Origin of the sequence: Myxococcus sp. MISCRS1, from assembly GCF_026626605.1 — a bacterium.
Lineage (GTDB): Bacteria > Myxococcota > Myxococcia > Myxococcales > Myxococcaceae > Myxococcus > Myxococcus fulvus.
In genome coordinates this window covers 9,318,095-9,342,412 of the sequence record NZ_JAPNKB010000001.1, presented here as the reverse complement: position 1 = coordinate 9,342,412, position 24,318 = coordinate 9,318,095, and the positions used below count along the sequence as shown (strand labels likewise).

The window sequence follows — 24,318 nt, the reverse complement described above, 5'->3', positions numbered from 1 at the left end:
CCGTCGCGCGGAAGAGCTTGAGAAGGTTGTGGGTGGCGCAGATGAGGCCCCACTCCTCCCGGGCGTCAACGTCTCGGCCCTCCCCTTTGGCCGCTTTCAGGGGAACTTCATTGGCCGGTTCTGGGTGACCACTGAGAGTTGCCTCCCCCCCAGGATGCGGCGCTCCACCTCAGAGAGTCGATTGGCGGGCGGTCCAGAGAACCGGTCTCACGCTCTCGCAGAGCCCAGGAGTCACGACCTGAAGCCCGGAGCGCGGGAGGCCCTGCTGCCAGCGCCATCCGCCATGAGCCAGGACCGACAGTCCGCCTCGGGCGCTCCTCCCGAGCCTCCCTGCGTCGAAGTCCTTGCGGCGGCGTCCTTGTCCCGCTATACGGGCGTCACTTTGTGGCCAGGTAGCTCACCTGGTTAGAGCGGCGGTCTCATAATCCGCAGGTAGTCGGTTCAAGTCCGACCCTGGCCACTGCCCCGGACTCACTTTCCCAAGTGATTCCGGGGCTTTTCTTTTCGTGGTCCGGGGCTGCAGCCGACCTGGCATCCCCGCGCTGGCCAGCCTGCGAGGACAGGACCCGGGTGGAGACTGGCCCCCCTGCTCCCCCGGGAAGGCCACCACGAGCCTCCAGCACCTCGGGGCCCTCCATCCCACAGGACACCTCGCCGCGCAGGAGGGCGAGCGAGCCGCCGGGCCACTCGCCACGGCGGACCGAGCACTCGTGGAGGAACTGAACCCGGCGCCCCACCGCGCCAGCATGCGCGGCCAGGGGCACCGGCCCGAGTCACGACCTCAGCAACTCACGAGTCGTAACCGATGTACCCGCGCAGCACCACGACCTTGCGGCTGGCCGGGTAGTACAGCACCGCGAACTGGTTGAACTCGTGGCAGTTCTGGCACGGCACCTCCTGGGTGCCCAGCCACGCCTGCACCTCACCGCCTCCGGTGAACGCGTCGATGGCGGCCAGCAGCGCCGCGCCGTCACCGTAGTAATTCGTGCTCAAGAGGATGCTGTTCGCCAGGCCCGCGCGGTTCGTCACCGTGCCGGCCTCGAACGCCGGGATGTCCCGGTACCCCGGCCACTGGAGCGCGTCGTACGCGGCGCGCAGGCTCGCGGCCGGCTGCGAGCAGCGGGGCGTGGTGTACGCGGAGATGGAGTCCAGCCCGTGCCACGCGCCGTTGTTCGAGCCGTCGTTCCACGCATCCCGCGCCGCCTCCAGCGCCGAGGCGTCGATCTCCGTCAGCGCGAACGGCACGTTCGGCGTCTGGTCGCAGATGTTCGTCACGTACTGGCACCGCGACACCTGGCGGTACGAGCCACACAGCCCGAAGTCCAGCGTCCCCGCCGGCTGCGCGTGGATGCAGTCATACACCGCGAGCTCACAGGCGGGCGTCGGCCAGACCTCGTACGGGTCCCCCGTCGTCACCGCCAGGCTCGTCACCCTCGGCACCAGCCGCGCCGTCTTCTGCGACACCGCCTGCCCGCCCTGAATCACGTTGAAGGCGAGCGGAATCGTCGTCGGGTCCATCGCCTGCTCCACCGCGGAGTAGGACCAGTCCAGCTTGAAGGTGTCCGCGTCCACGCGTGACACCTGCGGAATCCCATCCGGCCCCGTCACCAGGAGCCCGTCCGCCAGCACGTCCGCGCGCCCCCGGTACACCAGGCTGCTGATGGGGTCCTTCACATAGACGGGGTCCACCTTCTCGTCGATCCACACCGGCGACGTGCCCCGGAAGTCGAAGAAGCGCGGGTACACCTCGATGCGCGCCGTGTACTGCGTGGGCGTGCCCGTGAAGGTGTTCACCGTGATGAACAGCGGCAGCCCGGAGAGGATGGAGTTCAGCTCGTGCCCCACCGGCAGCACCACCTCGAAGCGGCGCTCGCTGATGATGTTCGCCGTGCCGAAGGCGTCATCCGGCACGAAGCTGAACACGTACTGCAGATACCGGTTCGCCGTCGCCTTCAAAACCAGCGAGCGCACCCCGTTGCGCGTCTCGAACGTGCCCATCGTCTCGAAGCTCAGCTCCAGCGACGCCTCGGACGCGTAGATGCGCGTCGCCGTCGCCTCCGCCTCGGAGACCGCCAGCGACTGCTCGGGCGCCGGCTCCCCACCCGAATCCATACAGCCCGTCGCTCCAGACAACGCCAGACATGCAATCAATACCTTGCGAAGACGCATCATTCCGCTCCAGGTGGGCTACTCGGGGAAAATCACAATAACGTGAGCACCCGGCCGCACGACGTGTCAATCCCGTCACAGCGCCGCGGGCCCCGAGGAGACCTGGGTTGATACATGAAACGAAAAAGGCGCCGGCCCCAGCACAGGGGACCGGCGCCCGGGGACGACGAGACGTCAGGAGTCGTAGCCGGTGTAGCCCTGCAGCACGACGACCTTGCGGCTGGCCGGGTAGTACAGCACCGCGAACTGGTTGAACTCATGGCAGTTGTGGCACGGCACCTCCTGCGTCGACAGCCACGCCTGCACCTCGCCACCGCCCGCGAAGGCGTCGATGGCGGCCAGCAGCGCCAGTCCGTTGCCGTAGTAGTTCGACGTCAGGAGGATGCTCTGCGACAGACCGGCCCGGTTGGTGAACGTCCCATCCTCGGCGGAGGGGAAGCCCTGGTTCTCCCACGCCAGCTCCTGCATCACCGCCTGGATGGTGGTGGGCGTGGTGGGACACTGGGGCGTGATGTACGCGGTAATCGGATGCAGGTAGTGCCACGCACCACCGTTGGAGCCCAGGTTCCACGTCGCGCGAGCGGGCTCCAGTGATGAGGCATTGATGGACGTCAGCGAGAACGGCACCGGCGTACACGCCTTGGCCGCCGTCGCGACTTCCCGACTCCCCTCCGCGAAGGCGGAGAAAGAAAACACAGCGACCACCGCAACCATCAGACGACGGAAGTTCATCAGTGTGCTCCAGGTGAGGAAGGCGCGGATTAGCACACCAATTTGAGAAACCGGCTAACAAAGGTGTCACTTCCACCCCTCGGGGGCCGGGCCGTTTTGTTGACGAGTCCCCGGACCACCCCCCTAATGCCCGGACACGTCAGTAGCGGCCTGTAGCAGTCCCCCCGGGAGGAACCCCCATGCAGGATGGAAGCGCCAGCCCCCTGAGCCCCGAGCTCGCCCCGTCATCGGGCGCCACGGAGACGCCCGTCGACGCGCGGGGCCCCGAGGCCGACATCGTCTCCACCCACGTCCTGGTCCCCGAGGAGCAGGTGCAGAAGCTGCGCGAGCTGGCGCGGCGCACCCGCATCCACCAGAGCGAGTACCTGCGCGAGGCGGTGGAGGACCTGCTCGGCAAGTACGGCCGCGGCGCCGCCAAGCCCGAGGGCCAGTCGTGAGCATGCTCGCCCAGCGAGGCGCCTCCCCGCGTCTGGGCGAGCCCCAGCCCGTCCTGCGACGCCGCGAGTGGGACGGCGCCTTCCGCCTGCCCCGCCCGCGCCCCTCCTCCGAGCGCCCCTCCTCCATCCGGGATGCCATCATCCGCTGGCTGGACCAGGAGCTGTAGGAGCCCCGCCCACGCGGCACCTGGAGGCGACCGACACGCGCGGGCTAGGCTTGCCGCCATGCGCACTGTCCTACTCGTCGCCGCCCTCGCCGCCTCCGGCTGTGCCGGCCCCGGTGGCTTCCAGAAGCTCTACCCCGGCATGACGTCCCGGGAGGTCGTCGAGGCCATGGGCCAGGGCCCCACCCGCGCCCACGAGTTCCCCGACCGGTCCTCCGCCTGGTACTACGGCGACGACCAGTGCGTGCTGATGCGCGAGGACAAGCTCGTCGCCAAGTCGACCACGCGAGAGCGCACCGCCGTCGACACGCCCATCGTCTCCATCCGTGACACCGCGAAGGCCGTGTGCGCGCCGGAGGGCTACGCCATCGAGACACGCGGCGAGCAGCGCATCGACACTCCCTTCGGCAGCTTCAAGGGCTCGCTCGGCTCGACGAAGGCGCCGAGGAAGTCGACGCCTCCGGCCGACAGCGCGCCGGGCGCCGACACGCAGCCCGACGACGCCCCGTACTGAGCCCGCGTCACGCGCTGGGGGCCGTAGCCTCGCCCTCCTTCTCCAGCTTGCCCGCGATGTCCTTGAAGGACATGTGGCCCAGCGACATGAGGATGAGGCCCAGGCCCACCGTCTGCGCCGTCTGCGCCATCCACAGCACGTTGGCGTACGCGAGCCCGCCGGCGTTCACCACGGTGGCCGGCAGGAAGAGGCTCAGGCCCACCTTGCACGCCGCCTGGAAGGTGCCGACCATGCCCGGCGCCGCCGGAATCATCACGCCCACCACGAGCACGCACAGCACCACGTACGCCTGGAAGAGCGACAGCTCCATGGGCTGGCACGCGGCGCCGGCCGCCACGCCCGAGCAGTCGAAGGCGTTGGCGAGCAGCATCATCCCGAAGCCGTTGAGGCCCCAGTAGCCCACGGTGAAGAGGAAGAAGAGCACCACCTGCCTGGCGTCCGGCAGCTGCCGCATGGCGCCCACGAAGGTGTCGACGATGTCGGCCACCTTGTCGGCGAGCCCCGGCGCGAAGCGGCCCACCGTCGCGCGCACCAGGCGCACGGTGCGCTCCTGCTGCCACAGGCCGAAGAGCAGGAAGAGCAGCCCGCCGCCGAACACCGCGAACATCAGCCACGAGCCCAGCTTGACGTAGCGCACCTCGGGCGTCTCGGTGGGCACGAAGAAGAGCAGCACCCGCATGGACGCGGCGACGAAGAGGCCGTCGACGATGCGCTCGAGCACCACGGACGTCATGGCGGCGCTGCGGCGGATGGAGCTGCGCTGGGCGATGAGGAAGGGCCGGGCGAACTCGCCCAGGCGGAAGGGCAGCACCAGCAGCATCATGAAGCCGATGGCGGAGGCCTCGTTGAGCTTGCGGAAGGGCACCCGCTCCAGGCCCGACAACAGGCTGCCCCAGCGCAGCGTGCGGAAGACGTGGATGCCCAGCAGGCAACCGAAGTACGGCAGCAACCAGATGTAGTTGGCCGACTTGAGGCTGTTGAGCTGCGTCCCCCAGTCCGTGTCCCGGAAGGCCCACCAGAGGAAGACGAGGGTAACGAGCAGGCTGGCTGCGAGCTTGACGGCGCGTTTCACGGCGGCCGGGTATACCGTCAGTCCTGGTCGGACTCCAGCGACTCTCCGGCCAGCAGTCGGGAGGGGTTGTCCCGCAGGAGCCGGACGGCCGTCTGTTCCCCCACCCGGCCGACGAGCTCCGCCAGGGAGCGCCCCAGCCAGTCCCGCGCCCCCACCGGCCCATGCAGGTCCGTGGCGGCGACGGCGTAGAGGCCCTCTTCCAGGAAGGCGCGCGCGAGCTTCTTCGGCGTGGGGCCGTAGCGGCCGATGAGCGCCCCCACGTCGAGCTGGAGCCGGGCGCCGGTGCGCACCGCCTCCGCGGCGCGCCCCTTGCGCTCGAACTCCACGCAGCGCTCCGGATGGGCGATGAGCGGCACCACGCCCTTGGTGCGGATGCGGAACAGGATGTCCGGCAGCGCAGGCACGGGCGCGGTGTAGGGCAGCTCCACCAGCGTCACCTTCCCCGCCCCCAGCATGCGCGCGGCGGGCGTGCCCAGGGCGCGCAGGAAGGCGTCGTCCAGCACGTTCTCCGCGTTGCGGCCGAGCGTCAGCGGAATGCGCTCGCGCGCCAGGGCGGCCGTCAGCTCGGCGAGGCGGGCCTCCACCACGTCCACGGGGGCGTACTCGGGCCGGGCGTGGGGGCTGGGGGCGACGGTGGAGAAGCCCAGGTCGACCAGCGCCCGCGCCATCTCCAGCGCGTCCTCCAGCGAGCGCGCGCCGTCATCCACTCCGGGCAGCAGGTGGCAGTGCAGGTCGACGTAGCCCTTCACGCATCCTCGCGCTGGCGGTCGGGATGGCTTCCGGGCGGCAGCTCGTCCTCCGTCTCATCGGACTGGCGGTCGGGCATGCGGTACTCCTCCCCCAACCACTTGCCCAGGTCCACCGCGCGGCAGCGGCGCGAGCAGAACGGGAACGAGGTGTTCTCGGGACGGGGAGGAACGGGCTTCTTGCAGATGGGACAGGAGGGCGTGCTCATGTGGGACCTGCCTTCTTAGATAAGCCTTGACGCTCTCGTGGGCCAGGACGTTTCGTGCCCGCCCGCCAGCAGGAGGAGGCCCGCCATGAAGGTCATCCGCATCACCACGCCCGGAGGCCCCGAGGTCCTCGCCGAGGACGAGCGCCCCGAGCCCATCCCCGGCCCTGGAGAGCTGCGCGTGCGCGTGCGCGCCACCGCCCTCAATCGCGCGGACCTGCTCCAGATTCGCGGGCTCTACCCCGCCCCGCCGGACGTGGCGCCGGACGTCCCCGGCCTGGAGTACGCGGGCGAGGTGGTGGCGGTGGGCCCGCGCACGCACCGCTTCAAGGTGGGAGACCGCGTGATGGGGCTGGTGGGCGGCGGCGCGTGGTCCGACCAGCTGCTGGCCCACGAGCGGGAGACGCTGCCGATGCCGGAGGGCCTGGACTTCACGGACGCCGCGGCGCTGCCGGAGGCGTACCTCACCGCGTACGACGCGCTGGTGCTCCAGGGAGGCCTGAAGCCGGGCGAGACGGTGCTCGTGCACGCGGTGGCCAGCGGCGTGGGCTCGGCGGCGGCGCTCTTGTGTCAGGCCACGGGCGCGCGCGTGGTGGGCACCGGGCGCAGCGCGGCGAAGCTGTCCCGCGCCTCCGAGTGGGGCGTGAAGCACACGCTCGTGTGCGAGTCCTCGCCGCCGCGCTTCGCGGGCCCGGTCCGTGAGCTCACACAAGGTCGGGGCGCGGACCTGTGCCTGGACCTGGTGGGCGGGGACTACGTGCCCGAGTCCATGCAGGCCCTGGCGCCCAGGGGCCGGATGCTGCTCGTGGGCCTGGTGGCCGGCGCGAGCACGGAGGTCAACCTGGGGCTGTGGCTCACCCGGCGCCTGAGCATCACCGGCACCGTGCTGCGCAGCCGGCCGCTCGAGGAGAAGATGGCCCTGGTCCAGAGCGCGGAGCGACACCTGCTGCCGCTGTTCCGCTCGGGCGCGCTGCGCCCCGTGGTGGACGCGGTGCTGCCCCGGGCCGAACTCGCCCAGGGCCTGGAGCGCATGGCGCGCAACGACTCGGTGGGCAAGCTGGTGGTGCGCTGGGACTAATCCCAGCCATACCAGAGCTTCTGGCGTGAGTCGTACGAGTACTTCCAGAAGACGATGGTGTAGCAGGTGATGCCGAACGAGCCGTCCTCCCGACGCTGATAGCCGATGTCCATGGCGAACGTGGCGGCCGGGCCCTCGGGCTCGACCCCATCACACGTGGGCACCTGGGCGATCCACTCGGGCACCAGCTCCTTCGCGGACTCGGGATAGGCGCCCTTGCTCGCGTGATAGGACTCCAGCGCCGCGATGAGCGGAGCGAAGCGGACCTCCAGCTGGTCGAAGCGCCAGGAGGTGCCGCGCGTCAGCCCCAGGTAGGACAGCACGAGGCCCGCGAGCATCCAGGCCAGGGACAGGAAGTTCACCCTCCTGCGCACCGGGAGCACCGCCAGCACCAGCGCGACGAGCACCAACCCGGCCCCCGCCAGCATCAGGAGCGGCACCGCCAGCGCCGCCGTGAACGACAGATATCCCAATCCTGTCATCAACGCCGCTCCCAGCAGCGTCAGCAGGGGCACGAGCCATTTCGCCATGTCGTGACGATAGCAGACGGATGGCCCCCGAGCGTCCTCGAACCGACAGAGCCCCTGGACTCCTGACGCGGGGCGCGCTGACGGATTGCCGACTTCGCACGCGCTGAGCAGCGCCGGGGTGGTCCAGGACCGCACGCGCAAGTGTCTGCATGGTTCCGGCCCGGCGCCCATCAAATGACAGACGCCTGCCCTCGCGTTCACATAGGCAAGCAGACGCGTCCGCTCAAGATTGGCAACGAGAGCTTTCTCCGGAAAGTCCGACTCCCGAGTCCCCCCACGCTCTCGCCCAGGCTGGCGTCAGTCACCCCCGCGACCAGGGACGGGCCCGAGGCCCCATCCCTGGCGCGCCAGCGCTCATTTCCGCGTCCCCGATGAACGGCCCGCACCCTTCGCGGTGGCGCGGGCCGCGCGTGCTTTCCAGAGGTGTCCCCTCGCCTCGTCGAGTGCAGACCATGAAGCCAGAACCCTCGCTGTCCGCCCGCAGTGCGCCCCACCCCAGCGCTCCGCTTCCGATGGGTCTTGGAGCCTTCGGCCCCGGAGCCCGCATCCAGCATTACGAGCTCATCCGGCAGCTCGGCAGCGGAGGCATGGGCACCGTCTTCCTGGCGCGGGACACGCGCCTGGGCCGCCGGGTGGCCATCAAGCTGCTGCACTCGAAGGACGCGCAGTTCAGCCAGCGCTTCATCCTGGAGGCCCGCACCACGGCGCGGTGCAGCCACGAGAACATCGTCATCATCTACGAGGTGGGCGAGGCCCATGGCAGCCCATACATGGTGCTGGAGTACCTGCAGGGGCAGCCGATGGACCGGCTGCTCAAGAGCAGTCCGCGCCTGCCGCCGTCGCGCGCCGTGGAGCTGATGTCCCCGGTGCTGCGGGCGCTGTCGTGCGCGCACGCGCACAAAATCGTCCACCGCGACTTGAAGCCGGAGAACATCATCGTGACGGACGCGGGCACCATCAAGGTGCTCGACTTCGGCATCGCGAAGGTGCTGCAGGGGGACGAGCACGGCGCGGAGACGGACCCGCGCGTCCTGCTGGAGGGCCTGCGGCTGCTCCCCCCGCCGGGCCGGATGGACCAGTCGGTCCACCTGACGCGCCAGGGAGCGCTCTTGGGGACGCTGGCGTACATGTCCCCGGAGCAGTGGGGCAACGGCGTGGGCGTGGACCACCGCACGGACATCTGGGCGGTGGGCATCATGTTGTTCCGGATGCTCTCGGGCAGACATCCGATGGAGCCGCTGCGGGGTCCGCAGTTGATGGTGACGGCGATGATGGACGAGCCGATGCCGCAGCTGCGCGCGGTGCTGCCGGACATCCCGGGGGAGCTGGCCTCGGTGGTGGACCGCTGCCTGCTCAAGCCCAAGGAGCAGCGCTTCCCGGATGCGCTCGCGGTGCTGCGCGCGCTGGAGCCGTTCCTGCCCGGCCGGTTCATCCCCGACGTCGGCGTGGACGAGAGCCCCTATGCGGGGCTCGGCTCGTTCCAGGAGGAGGACTCGCCGCGGTTCTTCGGGCGGGCGCGGGAGACGGCGGCGCTGGTCAACCGGCTGCAGGACCGGCCGCTGCTCGCCGTCGTCGGGCCCTCGGGCGCGGGCAAGTCGTCCTTCGTGCGCGCCGGGCTGGTGCCGGTGCTCAAGCGCTCGGGCATCCCCTGGGAGTCGCTCATCATCCGCCCGGGGAGGGACCCGCTGGCCGCGCTGGCCAGCATGGTGGCGCCGCTCGTCACGTCGTCCCCCACGCTGGAGGAGGACCTGCGCAAGCAGCAGCAGATCTCCGCCCATCTGCGCCGGGAGCCCGGCTACGTGGGCGCCGTGCTGCGCGCCCGCGCGCGGCGGGAGCGCCGGCGCATCGTGCTCTTCATCGACCAGTTCGAGGAGCTGTACACGCTGGTGCCGGACGCGGCCGAGCGCCGCGCCTTCACCGCCTGCCTGTCGGGCATCGCGGACGACGCGACGTCGCCCATCCGGGTGGTGCTCTCCTTGCGCTCGGACTTCCTGGACCGGGTGTCGGAGGACGAGCGGTTCATGGCGGAGCTGTCGCCGGGGCTGTTCTTCCTCACGGCGCCGCAGCAGGACGGGCTGAGGGATGCGCTCGTGCAGCCCGCGGAGCTGGCGGGCTATCGGTTCGAGTCCCCGGAGATGGTGGACCAGATGCTCCAGCACCTGGAGACGACGCCGGGCGCGCTGCCGTTGCTCCAGTTCGCGGCCACGCGGCTGTGGGAGGCGAGAGACCCGGGCCGGCGGCTGCTGACGGAGGGCGCGTACCAGCGGATGGGGGGAATCTCGGGTGCGCTGGCGACGCATGCGGACAGCGTGCTGGCGGGGTTGTCGTCCCAGGAGCGGGCGCTAGCGCGCGCGGTGTGCCTGAGGCTGGTCACCGCGGAGCGCACGCGGGCGATCGTGTCGATGGAGGAGCTGCGGGAGCTGACGCGGGACACCGACGCGCTCCAGCGGCTCATCGATGGGTGGGGGCAGGCGCGGCTGCTGGTCATCCAGACGGGCGGGAGCTCGGGCTCGTCGGTGGAGCTGGTGCACGAGTCGCTCATCGGGAGCTGGCCCACGCTGAAGCGGTGGTTGGACGAGGGGCAGGAGGATGCGGCGTTCCTGGAGCAGTTGCGTGCGGCGGCGCGGCAGTGGCAGGCGAAGGGGCGGGACGGCGGTTTGTTGTGGCGGGGGGAGATGGCGGACGAGGCGCGGCGCTTCCAGCGTCGTTACCGGGGGGAGCTGCCGCAGTCGCAGCGGGCGTTCCTGGACGCGGTGGGGGCGCAGGCGAAGCGGCTGGCGCGGGTGAAGCGGGCGTTCATCGTGGGGGCGGTGGCGCTGGTGTCGATGCTGTTCGCGGCGGCGGCGGTGGCGCTGGTGTTCATCCGGGAGGCGCAGCAGGAGGCCGAGCACCAGGCCATCATCGCGCTGCGCGCGGAGGCGACGGCGCGCAACGCGGAGTTCCTGGCGAAGCGCTCGGAGGCGGAGGCGCAGGAGCGGCTCGCGGAGGTGCGCGCCAAGGAGGAGGACCGACGGGCGGCGCAGTCTCGCGCGGAGGAGGCCAATGAGCGGGTCGAGGCGACCAACGAGACGCTGGTGCTGCGCAACGCCGAGCTCGTCACCGCGCTGAAGCGGGCGAAGTGGGCGCGCTTCCATGCGAACGTGGCGATGCGGCGGGCCGAGCAGAGCGCGTTGAGTGCGCGGCAGGCGCGCGCCGAGGCGGAGCGGCTGTTGCAGCGCGAGCAGGAGCGGACGCTGCGGATCCAGTCGACGCTCGGAAGTCCTTTCATCGAAACGTTGAAGTGACGTGAGGCACGCCATGTCGGTGATGCGAAGCTGGGGCTCGCGTGGGCGCGGGCTGGCCGTGGTGGTGGTGTCGTTGTGGGGGATGCTGGCGCAGGCGCAGCGGCTGGATTCGCCGCTGGAGGTCGGCGGGAATCGCCCGTGGGCGCAGGGGGTGCCTCGGGACGAGCAGCAGGCGGCACAGGCGCTCTTCCTGGAGGGGAACGAGCGGCTGCGGGAGTCGGTCTTCGTGGAGGCCAGCCGGAGCTATCGGCGGGCGCTGCGGCACTGGAACCATCCGGCGATTCATTACAACCTGGCGCTGGCGTTGATGAACCTGGACCAGCCCATCGAGGTGCACAAGCACCTGGAATCGGCGCTGAGTCATGGGGCGGACCCGCTGGATTCGAACCGGTACGAGCATGCGCGCTCGTACAAGGCGTTGCTCGAGAAGCAGTTGGCGTGGGTGGACGTCCGGTGTGACGAGCGGGGGGCCATCGTCACGCTGAATGGACAGCCGCTGTTCACGGGGCCGGGGAGATACCAGGGGCTCATCCGGCCCGGGATGCACAGCGTGATTGCCTTCAAGGACGGGTATCTGCCGACGGAGAAGCGTCAGGCCTTGATGCCCGGGGAGCGGACGAAGCTCGCGCTGGATTTGTATACGGAGGAGGAGGTCATCCGGTACCGACGACGGTGGTCCGCGTGGGTGCCGTGGACCGTGCTGGGCGCGGGACTGGCGGCGGCGGGCGGAGGTGGCTGGATGCACTGGAAGGCGAATGAGTCCTTCGGGAAGTTCGATGCACGCATCGAGCGTCCCCAGGGAAGCACGCTCACGCCCGAGTTGAAGAGCCTTCACAAGAAGGGCGCGAGCTTCAGGGCGGCTGCCTACAGCGGCTATGCACTGGGAGGAGCCACCGCCATCACGGGAACCGTGCTGCTCTACCTGAACCGGCAGCGGTCCTATCGGCTGACGGCGGAGGACCTCGCGCCACCCGTGGTCATCGTCCCCGTCGTCGAATCCGAATCACAGAGCGTCGTGGCAACCATTCGCTTCTGAAGGAGGCGCTTCGTGTTCCCCAATGCTTCCCCGAGCTCAATCCCAAGCATCGTCGTGACATGCCTCGCAGTCCTCACGACCGCCGCATGCATCGAGTCCAAGAGCGTGACCTGCAAGAACGGGCTCGTATGTCCTGCTGGGATGGTCTGCGCCGCCGAGGAAGACCGCTGCATCCAGGGTCTCTGTGGCGATGCGACCACCCAGAAAGACGAAGGAGAACAATGCGACGACGGCAACTCCGTGGCTGGAGATGGATGCAGCCCTGACTGCATGTTCGAACGCTGTGGAAACGGGCTGGTGGACCTGCATGAAGAATGTGATTACAACGCCGACGGCGGCGTCGGATGCAATCAATACTGCGCGCAGAGGCGCTGCGGCGATGGACTCCTCGACCCCGGAGAGGCTTGCGACGATGGCAACGAAGCCTCGGGTGATGGATGCAATGCGACCTGCACCTCCACCGAGAGCTGCGGGAACCGATTCCTCGACCCTGGCGAACTCTGTGATGACGGGAACAGGGCGAACGGAGACAAGTGCAGCAGTGACTGCAGGTCCATGGAGGCGTGCGGGAACGGGATTCGAGACATCGACGAGGAATGTGACGACGGAAACGAGTCCAACAGCGATGACTGCCTCACCACGTGCGTGAGCGCCCGCTGCGGTGACGGGTTCACCAACGTCCAGGGAACTGACCACGAAGCCTGTGATGACGGCCCCCTTCTCGACGGTCCCTGTCGCTCCGATTGCCGCTCGCTCAAGAAGTGTGGAAATGCCCTGGTGGACCCAGGCGAGGAATGCGACGACGGCAATGACGTCGACACCGATGCGTGCCCTCGCACCTGCAAGAACGCAACGTGCGGAGACGGCTTCGTCCTCGACACGAATGAACTTCGCGAGGAATGCGATGACGGCAATACAAGCGCATGTGGTTCATGCAGTGCGACCTGCACCCATCAGCAGGAGCCTGCCCACGCCCGAGGCGTCATCATGCTCGACCTGGTGGACGGGGGAGTCCGGGATGGCGAAATCCTCATCGTCAGCGACGGTGTCGGCCGCTGCATCTTCGAGTTCGACACCGATGGCGAGGTCCTCGACACGCATGCCCAGGTGAGACCCTCTGCCCCGGGCAGCGGGATGGACGTGGCCGACCACCTCTTCTCCGCGCTCGGTGACGCTACGACCCACGAGACCAAGCAGGGCTGCGACACTCCGGACGCAGGCAGCTTCGCGCCTCCTCCTGCCCTCCGACTGAACGTCCGCCGACCCGATGGAGGGACACGTCTGGAGTTGGAGCATCGTCATCCAGGGCCCCAGGGCAATCAGCCCATCATCGAGTCGGTGGTGAACCCCGGCTTCACCGTGACGTCCCTGGGCGGAGGAACTGGCATGGACTGCCCGGCCGGCACGGGGTGCACCGATGACCGCGACTGTGACCCGGTCGATGGCCGCCATGAGTGCCTGAAGGACGACGACCAACCCGTCGGCCGGTGTGGCGTCCGACGCAGTCCGTAACGGACAGTTGCGCCCCGTCCCGGGGTCCGTATCCTCCGCCGCCATGGCCACCCACTTCGACCCCAGCGCCGCGGCGCAGCCGGGCTCCGGCGTCTTCGGACTCCCCCACTCTCCCGACGAGGCGCACGTCGTCCTCATCCCCGTGCCCTTCGAGGCCACCACCAGCTACGGCGGCGGCACCTCCGAGGGCCCCGCCGCCGTCCTCGACGCCAGCCGCCAGGTGGACCTCTTCGACGTGGAGACCGGCCGCCCCTACGAGCGCGGCATCGCCATGCTCCCCGAGCCCCAGCAGCTGCGCGACTGGAACACCCGCGCCAAGGAGCGCGCCCAGGTCGTCATCGAGGCCGGCGGCATCCACTCCGGTGAAGCCGAGCTCCTCGCCGCCGCCAAGGACGTCAACGCCCTCTGCGACCAGATGAACGAGTGGGTCTACCGCACCACCCAGCACTGGCTCGACCAGGGCAAGCGCGTCGCCGCCGTCGGCGGAGACCACTCCATCTCCTACGGCATCATCCGCGCCCACGCCGAGAAGTACCCCGGCCTCGGGGTGCTCCACCTGGACGCCCACGCCGACCTGCGCGTCGCCTACGAGGGCTTCACCTGGTCCCACGCCTCCATCATGTACAACGTCGCCGAGCGCATCCCCGGCGTGAAGACGCTCGTCCAGGTCGGCCTGCGCGACATGAGCCAGGAGGAGCACCGCTACATCGAGGACTCCAACGGCCGCGTCCACGGCTTCTTCGACGCCGCCCTCCAGAACAAGCGCTTCGACGGCGTGCCCTGGAACCGCCAGGTCGATGAGATGGTCGCCCTGCTCCCCCAGCAGGTCTACCTGTCCTTCGACATCGACGGCCTGGACCCCGTCCTCTGCCCCCACACCGGCACCCCCGTCCCCGGCGGCCTGTCCTTCCCGGAGGCCGTGGCCCTCATCGCCGGCGTCGTCCGCTCCGGGCGCACCATCGTCGGCTTCGACCTGACCGAGGTGGCCCCCGACCCCGAGGGCAGCGAGTGGGACGGCAACGTCGGCGCCCGCCTGCTCTACAAGATGATTGGCTGGATGCTGAAGTCCCAGAAGGCCTGAGCGTCAGCTCACCCCGCCCTTCGGCAATCGCACGCCGAAGGGCACGCTCCGCACCACCGAGGGCTCCACACCCTGCTGGCGCGCCAGCTCCGTCGCCACCGAGGCCATCGACTCGAGCTGCGCGTGCAGCACCTCCAGCGCCGCGGCGTCCACCGACGCCCCCGCCTCCAGCCGCCGCAGCTGCCGCCGCGCCTCGTCCAGCGGCCCCTGCAGCGCCCGGGCCGCCCACGCCCCCAATGGCAGCCCCCCGCCCACCGCCGCCCCCTTCGGCGCGTCCATCAGCGACTTGTGGATGAGCGCCTCGAAGTCGGTGATTTCGAACGGCTTGTGGAGGAACGCGTCCGCCTCCGGCGCCCCCTGCGGCAACACCGCGCTCAGCAGGATGACGGGCACACCGTGCAGGTCCGGGTCGCGCTTGAGCCGGCGGCAGAGCTCCACCCCGCTCAGGCGCGGCATCATGTGGTCCGTCACCACCAGATGTGGGCGACGCGTCCGGGCCAGGGCCAGGGCCTCCTCGCCATCGCGAGCCTTCACCACATCGTGACCCAGGTCCTCGACCACCTGACTGAGGACCTCCAGCACCGCGGGCTCATCATCCGCGACCAGGACCAGACTCATGCTTCCGCTCCTCCGCACCAGCGTGGCCCCCAAGCCACGCCGCCAGGACTCGGCCTGCCCCTTGGATGAAGCGAGAATCCTCGGGGAACGGCCACCACCCGGAGATGCAATCGTTCACGGACGTGCGGAGTGGTTTATGAAAGGCGCAGCACCGCCTCCAGCGAATCGTGGGAATGACGCCGGCTTCCCGACAGTCCACCTGTCCTTCGCCGGACAATCCGCTGGAGGCCCACGGAGGGTGACATGAAGGGTGGAGTCATGAGGTGGGCAACCCTGCTGGCGGCGCTCATCGCCACGGGGAGCGCGAGCGCGGACCTGGCCCGGCGGCGTGACGCCGTCGTGGAGGTCGTCCAGAAGGTCTCGCCGGCCGTCGTCTACATCGGCACCGAGCAGGAGGTGGAGGCGCGCTTCCGCCGCCGCTCCCCGCTGGAGGAGTTCTTCGGCGGCTTCGGGGGCGAGCGCGGCGAGCGCGGGCGACAGAAGATCCAGGGCCTGGGCAGCGGCGTCATCATCGACCCGACGGGCATCATCGTCACCAACGACCACGTCATCCGGGGCGCGTCCACCATCCACGTGGTGCTCGCGGATGGGCGCTCGCTCGACGCGGAGGTCATCGGCAGCGACGCCAACAACGACCTGGCCGTGCTCAAGGTGACGACGAAGGAGCCGCTGCCCATCGCGAAGCTGGGCATCAGCTCCGACCTCATGATTGGCGAGACGGTGGTCGCCATCGGCAGCCCGTTCGGCCTGAGCAAGACGGTGACGGCGGGCGTGGTGTCCGCGACGGGGCGCACCTTCCGCGCCGACAACCGCGTGTACAACGACTTCGTCCAGACGGACGCGGCCATCAACCCCGGCAACTCGGGCGGGCCGCTGCTCAACGTGGACGGCGAAATCATCGGCATCACACCGCCATCTTCGGCGGCGGCGCGCAGGGCATCGGCTTCGCCATCCCCGCCGACAAGGTCCGCCGCATCGTCGATGAGCTCACCCGCTTCGGGAAGCTGCGCCCGGCGTGGGTGGGAATGGATGCGGTGGACCTGACGCCGCGCGCGGCCCGACAGCTCGGGTGGGACCGCTCCTACGGCGCGCTGGTGACGGCCGTGGAGGACGGCAGCCCCGCGGCCCAGGCCGGTGTGCGGCGCGGGGACATCGTCGCGGAGCTGGGCGGCTCGCGCATCCAGGACGCCGAGGACTTCGACACCCGCGTGCGCGGCTACCCCGCCCGCTCCGCCTTCGCGCTGGTGCTGTTCCGTGAAGGCGCCTCGCGCACCGTCCAGGTCACCCCCTCCGAGTTCCCCGCGCGCATGGTGGAGGCGCTCGCCTGGGACAGGCTGGGACTGCGGGTGAAGGAGAACCGGGGCGTGCTGACGTTGTCGGGCGTCAGAGGGGGTTCGGCGGCCGCGGAGGTGGGGCTGGAGCCCGGGGACACCATCCTCCGGGTGAACAACCAGCCGGTGACGACGGCGGACGCCTTCAAGGAGGCCCTGCTCACCGCGCGTCGCGGACGTAGCGTCCTGTTGCTCGTGAGACGGGGCCGTTACGGCTATCACATCACCCTGCCCTTCGAGCAGGACACGGGGCAGAGCCTGTAGGGCTGCCCTCCGACCGAGCTGGGGTTCGGGTTCCTCGGATTTCGAAGGGCGCGCATCTCGCACTAGCATGCGTGCCCCATGAGCACCGTGCGCTACCTGTCCCTTGGACCCTTGCTCGCCGGGGCGGGCTCCCGAGCCTTCCTGGGGCTCGCCCTGGAAGATGGATTGCCTCCTCGTCCTGTCGTCCTCATCTGGGCGCCCCAGGAGGTGGTCCAGAGCCCCGAGCTGACGGCGAAGCTGACGCGAGAGACGAGCCGCGCGCTCGTCTTCGAGCACCCGAACATCCTCCGCGTCCACAGCCTCGCGGCCCAGGACGGGGGACTGGCCCGCGTCACCGAGTTCGCCGACGGCGAGCCCCTGCGTCGCGTGCTGGAGGCGAGCCCGCGCCTGCCTCCGCCCCTGGCCGCACTGGTGGCGGCCGACGCGGCCACGGGCCTGCACTACGCGCACATGGCCGGCAACGACGACGGCACGCCGCTGGTGCACGGCGACGTGCGGCCGGAGACGCTGATGGTCTCCTTCAGCGGCCTGACGAAGGTGACGGGCTACGGCGCGCTGAGTGTGGCCCCGCGCGAGCGCGACGGAAAGCGCGTGAAGAACCGCCGCGCGTACAGCGCTCCCGAGCAGCTGCTCGGCGGACGCGAGGCGGTGAACGTCCAGTCGGACGTGTTCCTGTTGGGGCTCGTGCTGCACGAGTGCCTCTCCGGGAAGATGCCCTTCAAGGACAACGCGGACCCGGACAAGGCCACGCTCACGCGCACGCTGCCGACGATGTCGCAGGACGTGCCGCTGAAGCTGGACGCGGTGGTGCGCAAGGCGACGGCGAAGCGCGCGTATGACCGGTACGCCTCCGCGCACGCCTTCCGCGAGGCCATCGTCGAGGCCGTGGGCACGCTGCCCGCGCACACGCTGCTCGCCGACTACCTGGCCAAGCTCTTCCCGCCGGAGAACGAGGCCCGCGCGGCGCGGCGCCGGGTCATCGACGCGGGCATCGCGGACGTGCTGCAGAAGACGGGCGTGCCGCCCCCGGCCGTGGCGGAGTTCCTCGCCACCGGCGCCCTGCCCGCCTCCATCATCCCGAAGGTCTGGCCGGCGATGCAGGGCCAGCTGTCCATCCTGGCCGCCGTGTCGGGGGGAAGCAGCGAGGTGCAGATCGCCGAGCCCTCCTCCGCGCAGGGGGCGAAGGAGCCCGCGAGCACGGCTGCGACGAGCGCGGCCCAGGCCGTGAGCACGGAGGGCACGGCCTCGGCTCCCGCGAGCAGCGCGTCCCCCGCCGCCGAGGCCACTGGAAGCGCGCCCACGGTCGGCACGGCCGCCGAAGCCACGGGCAGCACGGCCGTGGCCGCGAAGGCGGGCGAGCCCACGGACAGCACGGCCGTGGCCGCGAAGTCCCCCGAGCCCACAGCCGTGGTGACGAAGTCCTCCGAGGGCACGGGCAGCGCTCCCGTCGTCGGCGCACCTTCGCGGCAGCCGGTGGCGACGAGCGCGCAGGGTTCGTCGACCCAGCCCGCGACCGCCACCGCGGCCGGCCCCGTGCCTCCGGGCGCGGCGGCGCCGAGGAAGTCCTCGCGCGGCTGGCTCGCCATCGTGGGTGTCGGCTCCGCGCTGGCGCTCGCGGGCGCGGCGGTCATCGTCCAGCGGCTGCCCACGCAGGTGGAGGCCTCGCTGGAGGACGCCGGCCCCGCCACCGTGGCGCAGGCGGCAGTGGACGGCGACGCGGGGACGGATGCGGGAACGGACGCGGGCGCCCAGGCCATCGCGATGGGCTACCTGGACCTCACCGTCGACCCGCGCGTGGACGTGTCCTATCCGGGCGGCTTCCTCGGGCGCACGCCGCTGAGCGTGTCGCTTCCGGCGGGACGGCACGTGTTCACGCTGACCAACGCGGTGCTCGGCATCCAGCTGTCTCGCACGTTCACCATCCCCGCGAACGGGCGCAACGCGCAGCAGCTCTACCTGAACAAGGCCTTCCTCAACGTGCGCGCGCCCAAGGACGCCATCGTCACCCTGGATGGACGGCTCATCGGCGCCGCGCCGGTCGAGGAGCAGGACGTCTACGAGGGCACCCACCAGCTCCTCGTCATCGCGAACGGCGCGCGCTGGCAGAAGACCTTCAAGGTCGAGCCCGGCCAGCGCATCTCGTTCGACGTCGACTTCGAGGCGCCGCCCGAGGAGTGATTCACCCGAGGTCCCCACCGAAGCCGCGCGCCGACAGCGCGGGCGCGCGGCGAACCGGTGGGGGCATCGCGACGCAGGCCACGCCGCTCACGACCTGCCGAGACGCGGCTCCAGCCTCAGCAACTCCATGATGCGGTGGGCATCCACGGGGCGGGCCACGTAGTCGCTCGCGCCGGCGGCGAGGCACCGTCCCCGCTCCTCGTCGGTCAGCTGCGACGCGACGACGACGATGGGCAGCGCTCCGAAGCGCGCGTCCTTCCGCATCGTCCGCAGGACGTCGTAGCCCGCGTCCGTCATGGGCACGAGCAGCACCACCCCATCCACCTCGGGCGAGTCCCACAGGACGCGCAGGGCCTCCCCCATGCTCTCGGCGTGGAAGCTCTCCAGCCCTCGCGACTCGAGGACGCTGATGAGCGAGAACACCTCCCGGATGTTGTCGTCCACGACGAGGACCCGGTGCCGCGTGGGCCGCTCGAGCAAGGCCTCCTGACGCATCAGCGCCTCACGCGAGTCCACCGGCTCCCACCCAGCCACCTCCGACTCCGCATCCTCCCGGGAGCCCCCGGCGAAGTCGGTCGCCGACAACTCCATCGCCTCCAGATGAATCGGCGAGCCGACGCCCGCCTCGACCACCGCGTCGCGCCCCCCGACCTCCGCGCCCACGTAGACGTCCGGCAGATAGAGCGTGAACGTGCTGCCGCGCCCCAACTCACTCGCGACCTGCAGCTCTCCGCCCAACAGGCGCGCCAGCTCCCGGCTGATGGACAGGCCCAGCCCCGTGCCGCCGTACTTGCGGCTCGTGTCCGCCTCCGCCTGCTGGAAGGCCTCGAAGATGCGCTGCAGCTTGTCCTGAGGGATGCCGATTCCCGTGTCCGCCACGCTGAACGCCAGCACCGCCTCGGCGCGGTTGAGCACGTCGCTCTCGAAGTGGAACAGCCCCTTCGCCACGGGCGCGACGCGAAGCTCCACCCGCCCCACGTCCGTGAACTTGAACGCGTTCGACAGCAGGTTCCTCAGCACCTGCCGCAGCCGCATCGAGTCGGTCCGCAGGGAGCGCGGCAGCCCACCCGACAACACCACGCCGAACCCCAACCGCTTCTGGTCCGCGACGTGCTCGAAGTCCCGCTCGACGAGCGACTTCACCTCCGCCAGCGCGACCTCCTCCGCGACGACCTCCAGCTTCCCCGCCTCCACCTTCGACAGGTCCAGCAGGTCGTTGATGAGGTCCAGCAGGTCCACGCCCGAGGCGTGAATGGTCCGGGCGTACTCCGCCTCGCGAGGCCCCAGCCGATGGTCCGAGTCCTCCGAGAGGACCTTCGCCAGGATGAGCAGGCTGTTGAGCGGCGTGCGCAGCTCGTGGCTGATGTTCGCCAGGAACTCGCTCTTGTGCCGTGACGCCACCGCGAGCTTCTCCGTGAAGCTCATGTTGTCCGTCAGGTCCTTCCACACGCCGGAGGCGCCCGTGTCCGTGCTCGCCCCCTCCACGCCCACCTGCCGGGCCACCCGGTTCACCTCCCGCGCGAAGTCCGTGAGCCGCTCCACCATCGTGTTGACGATAGTCTTCAGCTCCAGCGACTCGCCCCGGACATCCACCTCCAGCGTCTGCGTCAAATCGCCCCGCGCCACGGCGCCGCTGACGCGGATGAGGTCGCGCACCTGCACGGTGAAGCTGCTGGCGAGCACATTCACGCCGTCCACCAGCTGCCGCCACGCCCCCGACGCATCCGGCACGTCGACCAGGCTCCCCAGCCGACCCTCCAAGCCCACCTCTCGGGAGACGCGGGTCACCTCGCGCGTGAGCAGGACGAAGCGCTCGGCCCCGGCGTTGAACGTCTCCGCGATGCGGTCCAGCAACGGATGCGTCCCCGACACGGGCACGCGCCGCGAGAAGTCACCCTGGTGGGCGGCCTCCATCGCGGCCAGGAGCGCGCGCAGCTGCGCCTGGTCGCTCCCCGTCTTGTGGTTGCCATCGTCTTCCAAGCCTTGCTCCCGAGACGCCGCACCCGTCATGCCGACGCGGCGCGCGCCCTCTCACGACGCCATCTCGCGGCCACCACGAACACGCGTCGCGGTCTCGCTCATCCCGCGCGACGCTACGCGCTCTTGCGACGACGCATCATCGCCTCGTACGAGCGGCCCACGCTCTGCGAGAGGATCATCAACTCGCCCACGTCCGGCGGCGTGAGCTGGTCCGGGCCGTTGTCCACGTAGAGCAGGTGCACGACCTTGCCCCGCACCAGCAGCGGGAGGATGACCGCTGTCGTCGGGAAGCCCCCGCCCAGCAGCTTGTAGAACACGGCCATCGCCGCGTCCCGGCGCACCGGGCCCACGTAGTGCGAGCGCGTGTCGCGCACCAGCCGGAACGTGCTCTGCTCCCGCAGCGCCACGCCGATGCGCCGCACCGCCGACTCGCGCACGCCGGAGCCCATCCCGTGCCAGCCCGTCACCAGGCTGCCCTGCACCGACAGCAGCAGGTTGCGCCGCCACTTGCCCATCGCGAAGCGCAGCACCGTGCGCGCCACGTCCTCGCGGTCCAGGCTGCGCGACAGCTCCGCCTGCGCCTCCGCGAAGGACAGCGGCGTCGGCGGCGGCGCGGGAGGGGGCGGCGTCGGCGGCGCCGCGGCCACGGGCGGCTGCGCCACCGGCGGCCTGGGAGACATCTGCGCCACCTGCATCGGAGGCTGCGCCACCGGCACGCCCACCTGAATCGGAGGCTGCGCTACCGGCACGCCCACCTGAATCGGAGGCTGCGCCACCGGCACGCCCACCTGCATCGGAGGCCGCGCCACGAGAGGCTGCACCATCTGCACGGGAGGCGGCGCCACGGGGCGCTGCGGCTGAGGCGGCGCCACGGGCATCGGCGGCGCCTCGAGCACCTCGACGCCGGTGATGACCTCCTCCTCGCCCACCTCGATGTCGACGTCGCCGTCCGCGCCGCCGCGCAGGGCCTGGGCGTAGAGGGACTGGAACTCCTCCTCGCTCATCAGGTCGGGCGGCTTCTCACGCGACTTCGCGAGCTCGACCTCCTCCCGCGAGCCGGGCTTGGGGCGCGGCCGCACCGCGTTCATGTCGATGGCCCGGAGGGGCCGGAACGCCTTGCTGTAGCGGCGCAGCAGCTGGTTCATCCGGAACTCGGGGATGACCACCGGCACCACGCGCTTGCCCGTCTTGAACGCAATCGCGTCCAGCGTCGTGAAGTCGTGCGGGTTGACGACCGCGACGCTCAGCCGCGTCGCGTCCACCCGCATGGGCAGCAGCTCCTTGTCGTCCGCCTGGTTGGGCGGCACCAGCTCCAGCGCCTTCGGGTCCGGCACCATCTCCCCGGAGGCGAACGCGGCGTTGTGCAGCGCGCCCAGCGTCTTCGCCAGGTCCTGCTCGGACAACAGGCCCAGCTCCACCAGGTTCGTCCCGAGCCGGCCGCCGTGCACCACCTGGGCCTCGAGCGCCTCCTCCAGTCCCTCGGCGGTGACGAGGCCTTCCTTCAGGAGCTGTTCACCCAGGCGCATGCCGGGCTTGTAGCCGTGCCCCATCCCCCTCCGCAAGCACGCCGCCGCCCTCGCCTAGTCCTCTGGATGATGACTGAGCGCGACGCGATTGCCCTCCGGGTCTCGCACGTACACCGTCCACTTCGTCTGGTGCTCCAGCGTCACGCCCGCCTGAGTAAGCTCGGACACCACATCCTCCCGCTCCGAGCGGGCGATGCGGAACGCCAGCAGGAGCAGGCCCGGGTGCTCGTGGCGGAAGGGGCGCCCCTCGGGCTCGCCGCTCGACGCCTCGATGGCCAGGAAGCCGCCCCCGGGCACGCCCACCCAGATGCTCCTCAAGGTGCCGTCCGGCCTCGGATGCCGGGCGAGCTCGGGAAAGCCCAGCAAGTCCCTGTAGAACGCCGTCACCCGCTCGACGTCCCTCGCCTGGATTGCCACGTGGTGGAAGCCCTGAACGTTCATGGGGCCGGATGGTATGGTCCGCCCGCCCATGGCGCGACTGCTCATCGTCGAGGACAACCACGAGCTGGCCTCCCTCATCGTCTCCTCGGCCCAGGGCCGGGGCCATGACGCGCGCGCCGTGCACACGGGCGAGGCCGCCCTGGAGGCGCTCAGCCCGGGCACGCGCTGGGACGCGGCGCTGGTGGACCTGCTCTTGCCCGACATCCGGGGCAGCGAGGTGCTCGGCGCCCTGCGCGCCCATGGCATCCCCGCCATCGCGGTGAGCGGCGTCTACAAGGGGGACCGGTTCGCGCAGGAGGCCGTGCAGATTCACGGCGCCCGCGGCTTCTTCGAGAAGCCCTTCGAGCTCATCCAGGTCCTGGAGGCGCTGGAGAAGGCCGGCGGCTTCGAGCCCGTGCCGCGAGCCCCGCCCCCCGTGGACGAGGCGGCCGCGCAGGACGTGCTGCTCGACGACGCGGACCTCATCGTGCTGGAGGAGCTGATGCCCACCCCGGAGGACGCGGGGGAGACCGGCTCGCCCATGCAGGCCATCCCCGACTCCGCGCCGCTGCCCGGCCTGGAGAGCGAGGAGCCCGCGCTCCCCCTGCCCTTCGCCCACCGGGGCAAGGTGTGGTCCGGCGAGCAGGCGTCCCCCACGCCCGCGCCCGCGAAGGCCCGGCGCGCCCTGCCCGAGTGGTCGCTGGCGGGGGACCTGAAGGACACGTCCGTCGCGCGGCTGCTCAACGCCTATTACGAGTCGCGCCACCACGGCGAGCTGAAGCTGCGCCAGGGCTCCGTGCTCAAGGTCGTCTACTTCGAGTCCGGCCGCATCGTGTACGCCGCCTCCAATCTGGCCCATGAGCGCTTCGGCCGCTTCTGCGTGCGCCGGGGCGCGCTCGACGAGGCGAGACTCGCGGAGGTCGCCACCGTCGCGAAGGAGCAGGGGCTGCGCACGGGCGAGGCGATGATTCGCCTGGGCCTGTTGGACGCGGGCCGGCGCAAGCAGCTGCTCGAGGAGCAGGTGCGCGAGCTGCTCTGGTCCACCTTCCCCTGGACGGAGGGCGCGTACGGGTTCAGCGCGATGCGCCCCCAGCGCGCCGACCTGGTGAAGCTGTCCGTCTTCCCGGGGGACTTGATTCTGGAGGGCGTGGAGAAGACGGAGACGCTGGTCGCGCTGCGCCAGCGCATGTCCGCCGGACGTCGCCTCTTCCCCACCGCCGACCCGCCGTACGGCCTGCACGAGCTGAAGCTGCAGGGTCCACAGGCCCTGCTGCTCGCGTACGCCGACGGGAGCAAGACGGTGGAGGATCTGCTCGCGCTGGTGGACGTGTCGGAGCGACAGGCCCTCGCCACGCTGCGGGGCCTGGAGCTGCTCGGGGTGCTGGAGGAGCGGCCGGAGACGCCCAGCCGCCGTCACCGCATCTCCTTCGGGCTCTGAGC

Annotated in this window: 20 protein-coding genes, 1 tRNA gene and 2 pseudogenes; 13 read left to right on the top strand and 10 right to left on the bottom strand. The window is 70.5% G+C overall.

The genetic code is table 11. From position 1 onward, the window contains the following. The first annotated feature begins 386 nt into the window (after window positions 1–386). A tRNA-Ile gene (locus tag OWM54_RS37560) sits at window positions 387–460 on the top strand. Window positions 461–789: 329 nt separating this feature from the next. Here OWM54_RS37560 and OWM54_RS37555 read toward each other — a convergent pair. Together OWM54_RS37555 and OWM54_RS37550 are read right to left on the bottom strand one after the other, a co-directional pair. Next, entirely contained in the window at window positions 790–2,112 is a 1,323-nt protein-coding gene (locus OWM54_RS37555) for a hypothetical protein (RefSeq protein WP_267700490.1), read from the bottom strand. 231 nt (window positions 2,113–2,343) lie between these two features. Next, complete coding sequence (locus tag OWM54_RS37550; protein WP_223785641.1) at window positions 2,344–2,901, bottom strand: hypothetical protein; 558 nt, start codon at window positions 2,899–2,901, stop codon at window positions 2,344–2,346. Window positions 2,902–3,080: 179 nt separating this feature from the next. Here OWM54_RS37550 and OWM54_RS37545 point away from each other — a divergent pair, with 179 nt between their 5' ends. Genes OWM54_RS37545 through OWM54_RS37535 form a run of 3 tightly spaced genes read left to right on the top strand, consistent with a single transcriptional unit; the run spans window position 3,081 to window position 4,016 of the window. Continuing rightward, a complete protein-coding gene (locus OWM54_RS37545) occupies window positions 3,081–3,338 on the top strand; it encodes a ribbon-helix-helix domain-containing protein (protein ID WP_223785640.1) in 258 nt (85 codons plus the stop codon). Further along, on the top strand, window positions 3,335–3,505 hold the full coding sequence (locus OWM54_RS37540) for a hypothetical protein (protein WP_223752028.1): 171 nt from the start codon (window positions 3,335–3,337) through the stop codon (window positions 3,503–3,505). The genes OWM54_RS37545 and OWM54_RS37540 overlap by 4 nt, the downstream gene beginning before the upstream one ends. 58 nt (window positions 3,506–3,563) lie before the next feature. Beyond that, window positions 3,564–4,016 (top strand): hypothetical protein, encoded by a 453-nt coding sequence (locus tag OWM54_RS37535; RefSeq protein WP_267700489.1) that lies wholly within the window; start codon window positions 3,564–3,566, stop codon window positions 4,014–4,016. A 7-nt stretch (window positions 4,017–4,023) separates the two neighbouring features. On the opposite strand, the gene OWM54_RS37530 is transcribed toward OWM54_RS37535, so the two are convergent. From OWM54_RS37530 to OWM54_RS37520, 3 genes are read right to left on the bottom strand one after another with little or no spacing between them, the layout of a single operon-like run. Further along, complete coding sequence (locus OWM54_RS37530) at window positions 4,024–5,088, bottom strand: lysylphosphatidylglycerol synthase transmembrane domain-containing protein (RefSeq protein ID WP_223751995.1); 1,065 nt, start codon at window positions 5,086–5,088, stop codon at window positions 4,024–4,026. Window positions 5,089–5,105: 17 nt separating this feature from the next. After that, window positions 5,106–5,837, bottom strand: a complete 732-nt coding sequence (locus OWM54_RS37525; protein ID WP_223785638.1) for a tyrosine-protein phosphatase — start codon at window positions 5,835–5,837, stop codon at window positions 5,106–5,108. Next, on the bottom strand, window positions 5,834–6,043 hold the full coding sequence (locus tag OWM54_RS37520; protein ID WP_141333120.1) for a DNA gyrase inhibitor YacG: 210 nt from the start codon (window positions 6,041–6,043) through the stop codon (window positions 5,834–5,836). Before OWM54_RS37520 ends, OWM54_RS37525 begins: the two co-directional genes overlap by 4 nt. A gap of 85 nt (window positions 6,044–6,128) precedes the next feature. On the opposite strand from OWM54_RS37520, the gene OWM54_RS37515 reads away from it, so the two are divergent. Then, on the top strand, window positions 6,129–7,118 hold the full coding sequence (locus OWM54_RS37515; RefSeq protein ID WP_267700488.1) for an NAD(P)H-quinone oxidoreductase: 990 nt from the start codon (window positions 6,129–6,131) through the stop codon (window positions 7,116–7,118). Here the strand turns inward: OWM54_RS37515 and OWM54_RS37510 are convergent. After that, entirely contained in the window at window positions 7,115–7,648 is a 534-nt protein-coding gene (locus OWM54_RS37510) for a hypothetical protein (protein ID WP_223751997.1), read from the bottom strand. The genes OWM54_RS37515 and OWM54_RS37510 overlap by 4 nt on opposite strands. A gap of 452 nt (window positions 7,649–8,100) precedes the next feature. Between OWM54_RS37510 and OWM54_RS37505 the strand changes: the two genes are divergently transcribed. The 5 genes and pseudogenes from OWM54_RS37505 (at window position 8,101) to speB (ending at window position 14,561) form a co-directional block, all read left to right on the top strand. Continuing rightward, window positions 8,101–10,932, top strand: a complete 2,832-nt coding sequence (locus OWM54_RS37505) for a serine/threonine-protein kinase (RefSeq protein ID WP_267700487.1) — start codon at window positions 8,101–8,103, stop codon at window positions 10,930–10,932. Between the two features lie 13 nt (window positions 10,933–10,945). Then, window positions 10,946–11,968 (top strand): hypothetical protein, encoded by a 1,023-nt coding sequence (locus tag OWM54_RS37500; protein ID WP_223785635.1) that lies wholly within the window; start codon window positions 10,946–10,948, stop codon window positions 11,966–11,968. Window positions 11,969–12,109: 141 nt separating this feature from the next. Next, window positions 12,110–12,910 (top strand): annotated as a pseudogene (locus OWM54_RS43470) (DUF4215 domain-containing protein); the annotation flags it as partial. Between the two features lie 45 nt (window positions 12,911–12,955). Continuing rightward, window positions 12,956–13,480 (top strand): hypothetical protein, encoded by a 525-nt coding sequence (locus OWM54_RS37490; RefSeq protein WP_223752029.1) that lies wholly within the window; start codon window positions 12,956–12,958, stop codon window positions 13,478–13,480. Between the two features lie 43 nt (window positions 13,481–13,523). Further along, window positions 13,524–14,561: an agmatinase gene (speB, locus tag OWM54_RS37485; RefSeq protein WP_223752000.1), complete on the top strand. Its 1,038-nt coding sequence runs from the start codon at window positions 13,524–13,526 to the stop codon at window positions 14,559–14,561. Between the two features lie 3 nt (window positions 14,562–14,564). On the opposite strand, the gene OWM54_RS37480 is transcribed toward speB, so the two are convergent. Continuing rightward, complete coding sequence (locus OWM54_RS37480; protein WP_267700485.1) at window positions 14,565–15,179, bottom strand: response regulator; 615 nt, start codon at window positions 15,177–15,179, stop codon at window positions 14,565–14,567. 243 nt (window positions 15,180–15,422) lie between these two features. On the opposite strand from OWM54_RS37480, the pseudogene OWM54_RS37475 reads away from it, so the two are divergent. Together OWM54_RS37475 and OWM54_RS37470 are read left to right on the top strand one after the other, a co-directional pair. Next, a pseudogene (locus tag OWM54_RS37475) lies at window positions 15,423–16,774 on the top strand (trypsin-like peptidase domain-containing protein). A gap of 78 nt (window positions 16,775–16,852) precedes the next feature. Beyond that, the gene (locus OWM54_RS37470) at window positions 16,853–18,952 is read left to right on the top strand and encodes a protein kinase domain-containing protein (protein WP_267700484.1); all 2,100 of its coding nucleotides are present in this window, start codon (window positions 16,853–16,855) and stop codon (window positions 18,950–18,952) included. 87 nt (window positions 18,953–19,039) lie between these two features. Here the strand turns inward: OWM54_RS37470 and OWM54_RS37465 are convergent, their stop codons facing one another. From OWM54_RS37465 to OWM54_RS37455, 3 genes are all read right to left on the bottom strand, one after another. After that, window positions 19,040–20,932 (bottom strand): hybrid sensor histidine kinase/response regulator, encoded by a 1,893-nt coding sequence (locus OWM54_RS37465; protein ID WP_267700483.1) that lies wholly within the window; start codon window positions 20,930–20,932, stop codon window positions 19,040–19,042. 113 nt (window positions 20,933–21,045) lie between these two features. Then, complete coding sequence (locus OWM54_RS37460; RefSeq protein WP_267700482.1) at window positions 21,046–22,458, bottom strand: general secretion pathway protein GspE; 1,413 nt, start codon at window positions 22,456–22,458, stop codon at window positions 21,046–21,048. Window positions 22,459–22,512: 54 nt separating this feature from the next. Next, window positions 22,513–22,899: a VOC family protein gene (locus tag OWM54_RS37455; protein WP_267700481.1), complete on the bottom strand. Its 387-nt coding sequence runs from the start codon at window positions 22,897–22,899 to the stop codon at window positions 22,513–22,515. Between the two features lie 13 nt (window positions 22,900–22,912). Between OWM54_RS37455 and OWM54_RS37450 the strand changes: the two genes are divergently transcribed. Beyond that, on the top strand, window positions 22,913–24,316 hold the full coding sequence (locus OWM54_RS37450; RefSeq protein WP_267701201.1) for a response regulator: 1,404 nt from the start codon (window positions 22,913–22,915) through the stop codon (window positions 24,314–24,316). Window positions 24,317–24,318 lie beyond the last annotated feature (2 nt).

Bases quoted from the DNA above. Each gene is read 5' to 3' on its own strand.
- OWM54_RS37555 (WP_267700490.1), bottom strand. From the start codon at position 2,112: ATGGATTCGGGTGGGGAGCCGGCGCCCGAGCAGTCGCTGGCGGTCTCC.
- OWM54_RS37550 (WP_223785641.1), bottom strand. From the start codon at position 2,901: ATGAACTTCCGTCGTCTGATGGTTGCGGTGGTCGCTGTGTTTTCTTTC.
- OWM54_RS37545 (WP_223785640.1), top strand. From the start codon at position 3,081: ATGCAGGATGGAAGCGCCAGCCCCCTGAGCCCCGAGCTCGCCCCGTCA.
- OWM54_RS37535 (WP_267700489.1), top strand. From the start codon at position 3,564: ATGCGCACTGTCCTACTCGTCGCCGCCCTCGCCGCCTCCGGCTGTGCC.
- OWM54_RS37520 (WP_141333120.1), bottom strand. From the start codon at position 6,043: ATGAGCACGCCCTCCTGTCCCATCTGCAAGAAGCCCGTTCCTCCCCGT.
- OWM54_RS37515 (WP_267700488.1), top strand. From the start codon at position 6,129: ATGAAGGTCATCCGCATCACCACGCCCGGAGGCCCCGAGGTCCTCGCC.
- OWM54_RS37510 (WP_223751997.1), bottom strand. From the start codon at position 7,648: ATGGCGAAATGGCTCGTGCCCCTGCTGACGCTGCTGGGAGCGGCGTTG.
- OWM54_RS37505 (WP_267700487.1), top strand. From the start codon at position 8,101: ATGAAGCCAGAACCCTCGCTGTCCGCCCGCAGTGCGCCCCACCCCAGC.
- OWM54_RS37500 (WP_223785635.1), top strand. From the start codon at position 10,946: ATGTCGGTGATGCGAAGCTGGGGCTCGCGTGGGCGCGGGCTGGCCGTG.
- OWM54_RS37490 (WP_223752029.1), top strand. From the start codon at position 12,956: ATGCTCGACCTGGTGGACGGGGGAGTCCGGGATGGCGAAATCCTCATC.
- speB (WP_223752000.1), top strand. From the start codon at position 13,524: ATGGCCACCCACTTCGACCCCAGCGCCGCGGCGCAGCCGGGCTCCGGC.
- OWM54_RS37480 (WP_267700485.1), bottom strand. From the start codon at position 15,179: ATGAGTCTGGTCCTGGTCGCGGATGATGAGCCCGCGGTGCTGGAGGTC.
- OWM54_RS37470 (WP_267700484.1), top strand. From the start codon at position 16,853: ATGAGCACCGTGCGCTACCTGTCCCTTGGACCCTTGCTCGCCGGGGCG.
- OWM54_RS37460 (WP_267700482.1), bottom strand. From the start codon at position 22,458: ATGCGCCTGGGTGAACAGCTCCTGAAGGAAGGCCTCGTCACCGCCGAG.
- OWM54_RS37455 (WP_267700481.1), bottom strand. From the start codon at position 22,899: ATGAACGTTCAGGGCTTCCACCACGTGGCAATCCAGGCGAGGGACGTC.
- OWM54_RS37450 (WP_267701201.1), top strand. From the start codon at position 22,913: ATGGTCCGCCCGCCCATGGCGCGACTGCTCATCGTCGAGGACAACCAC.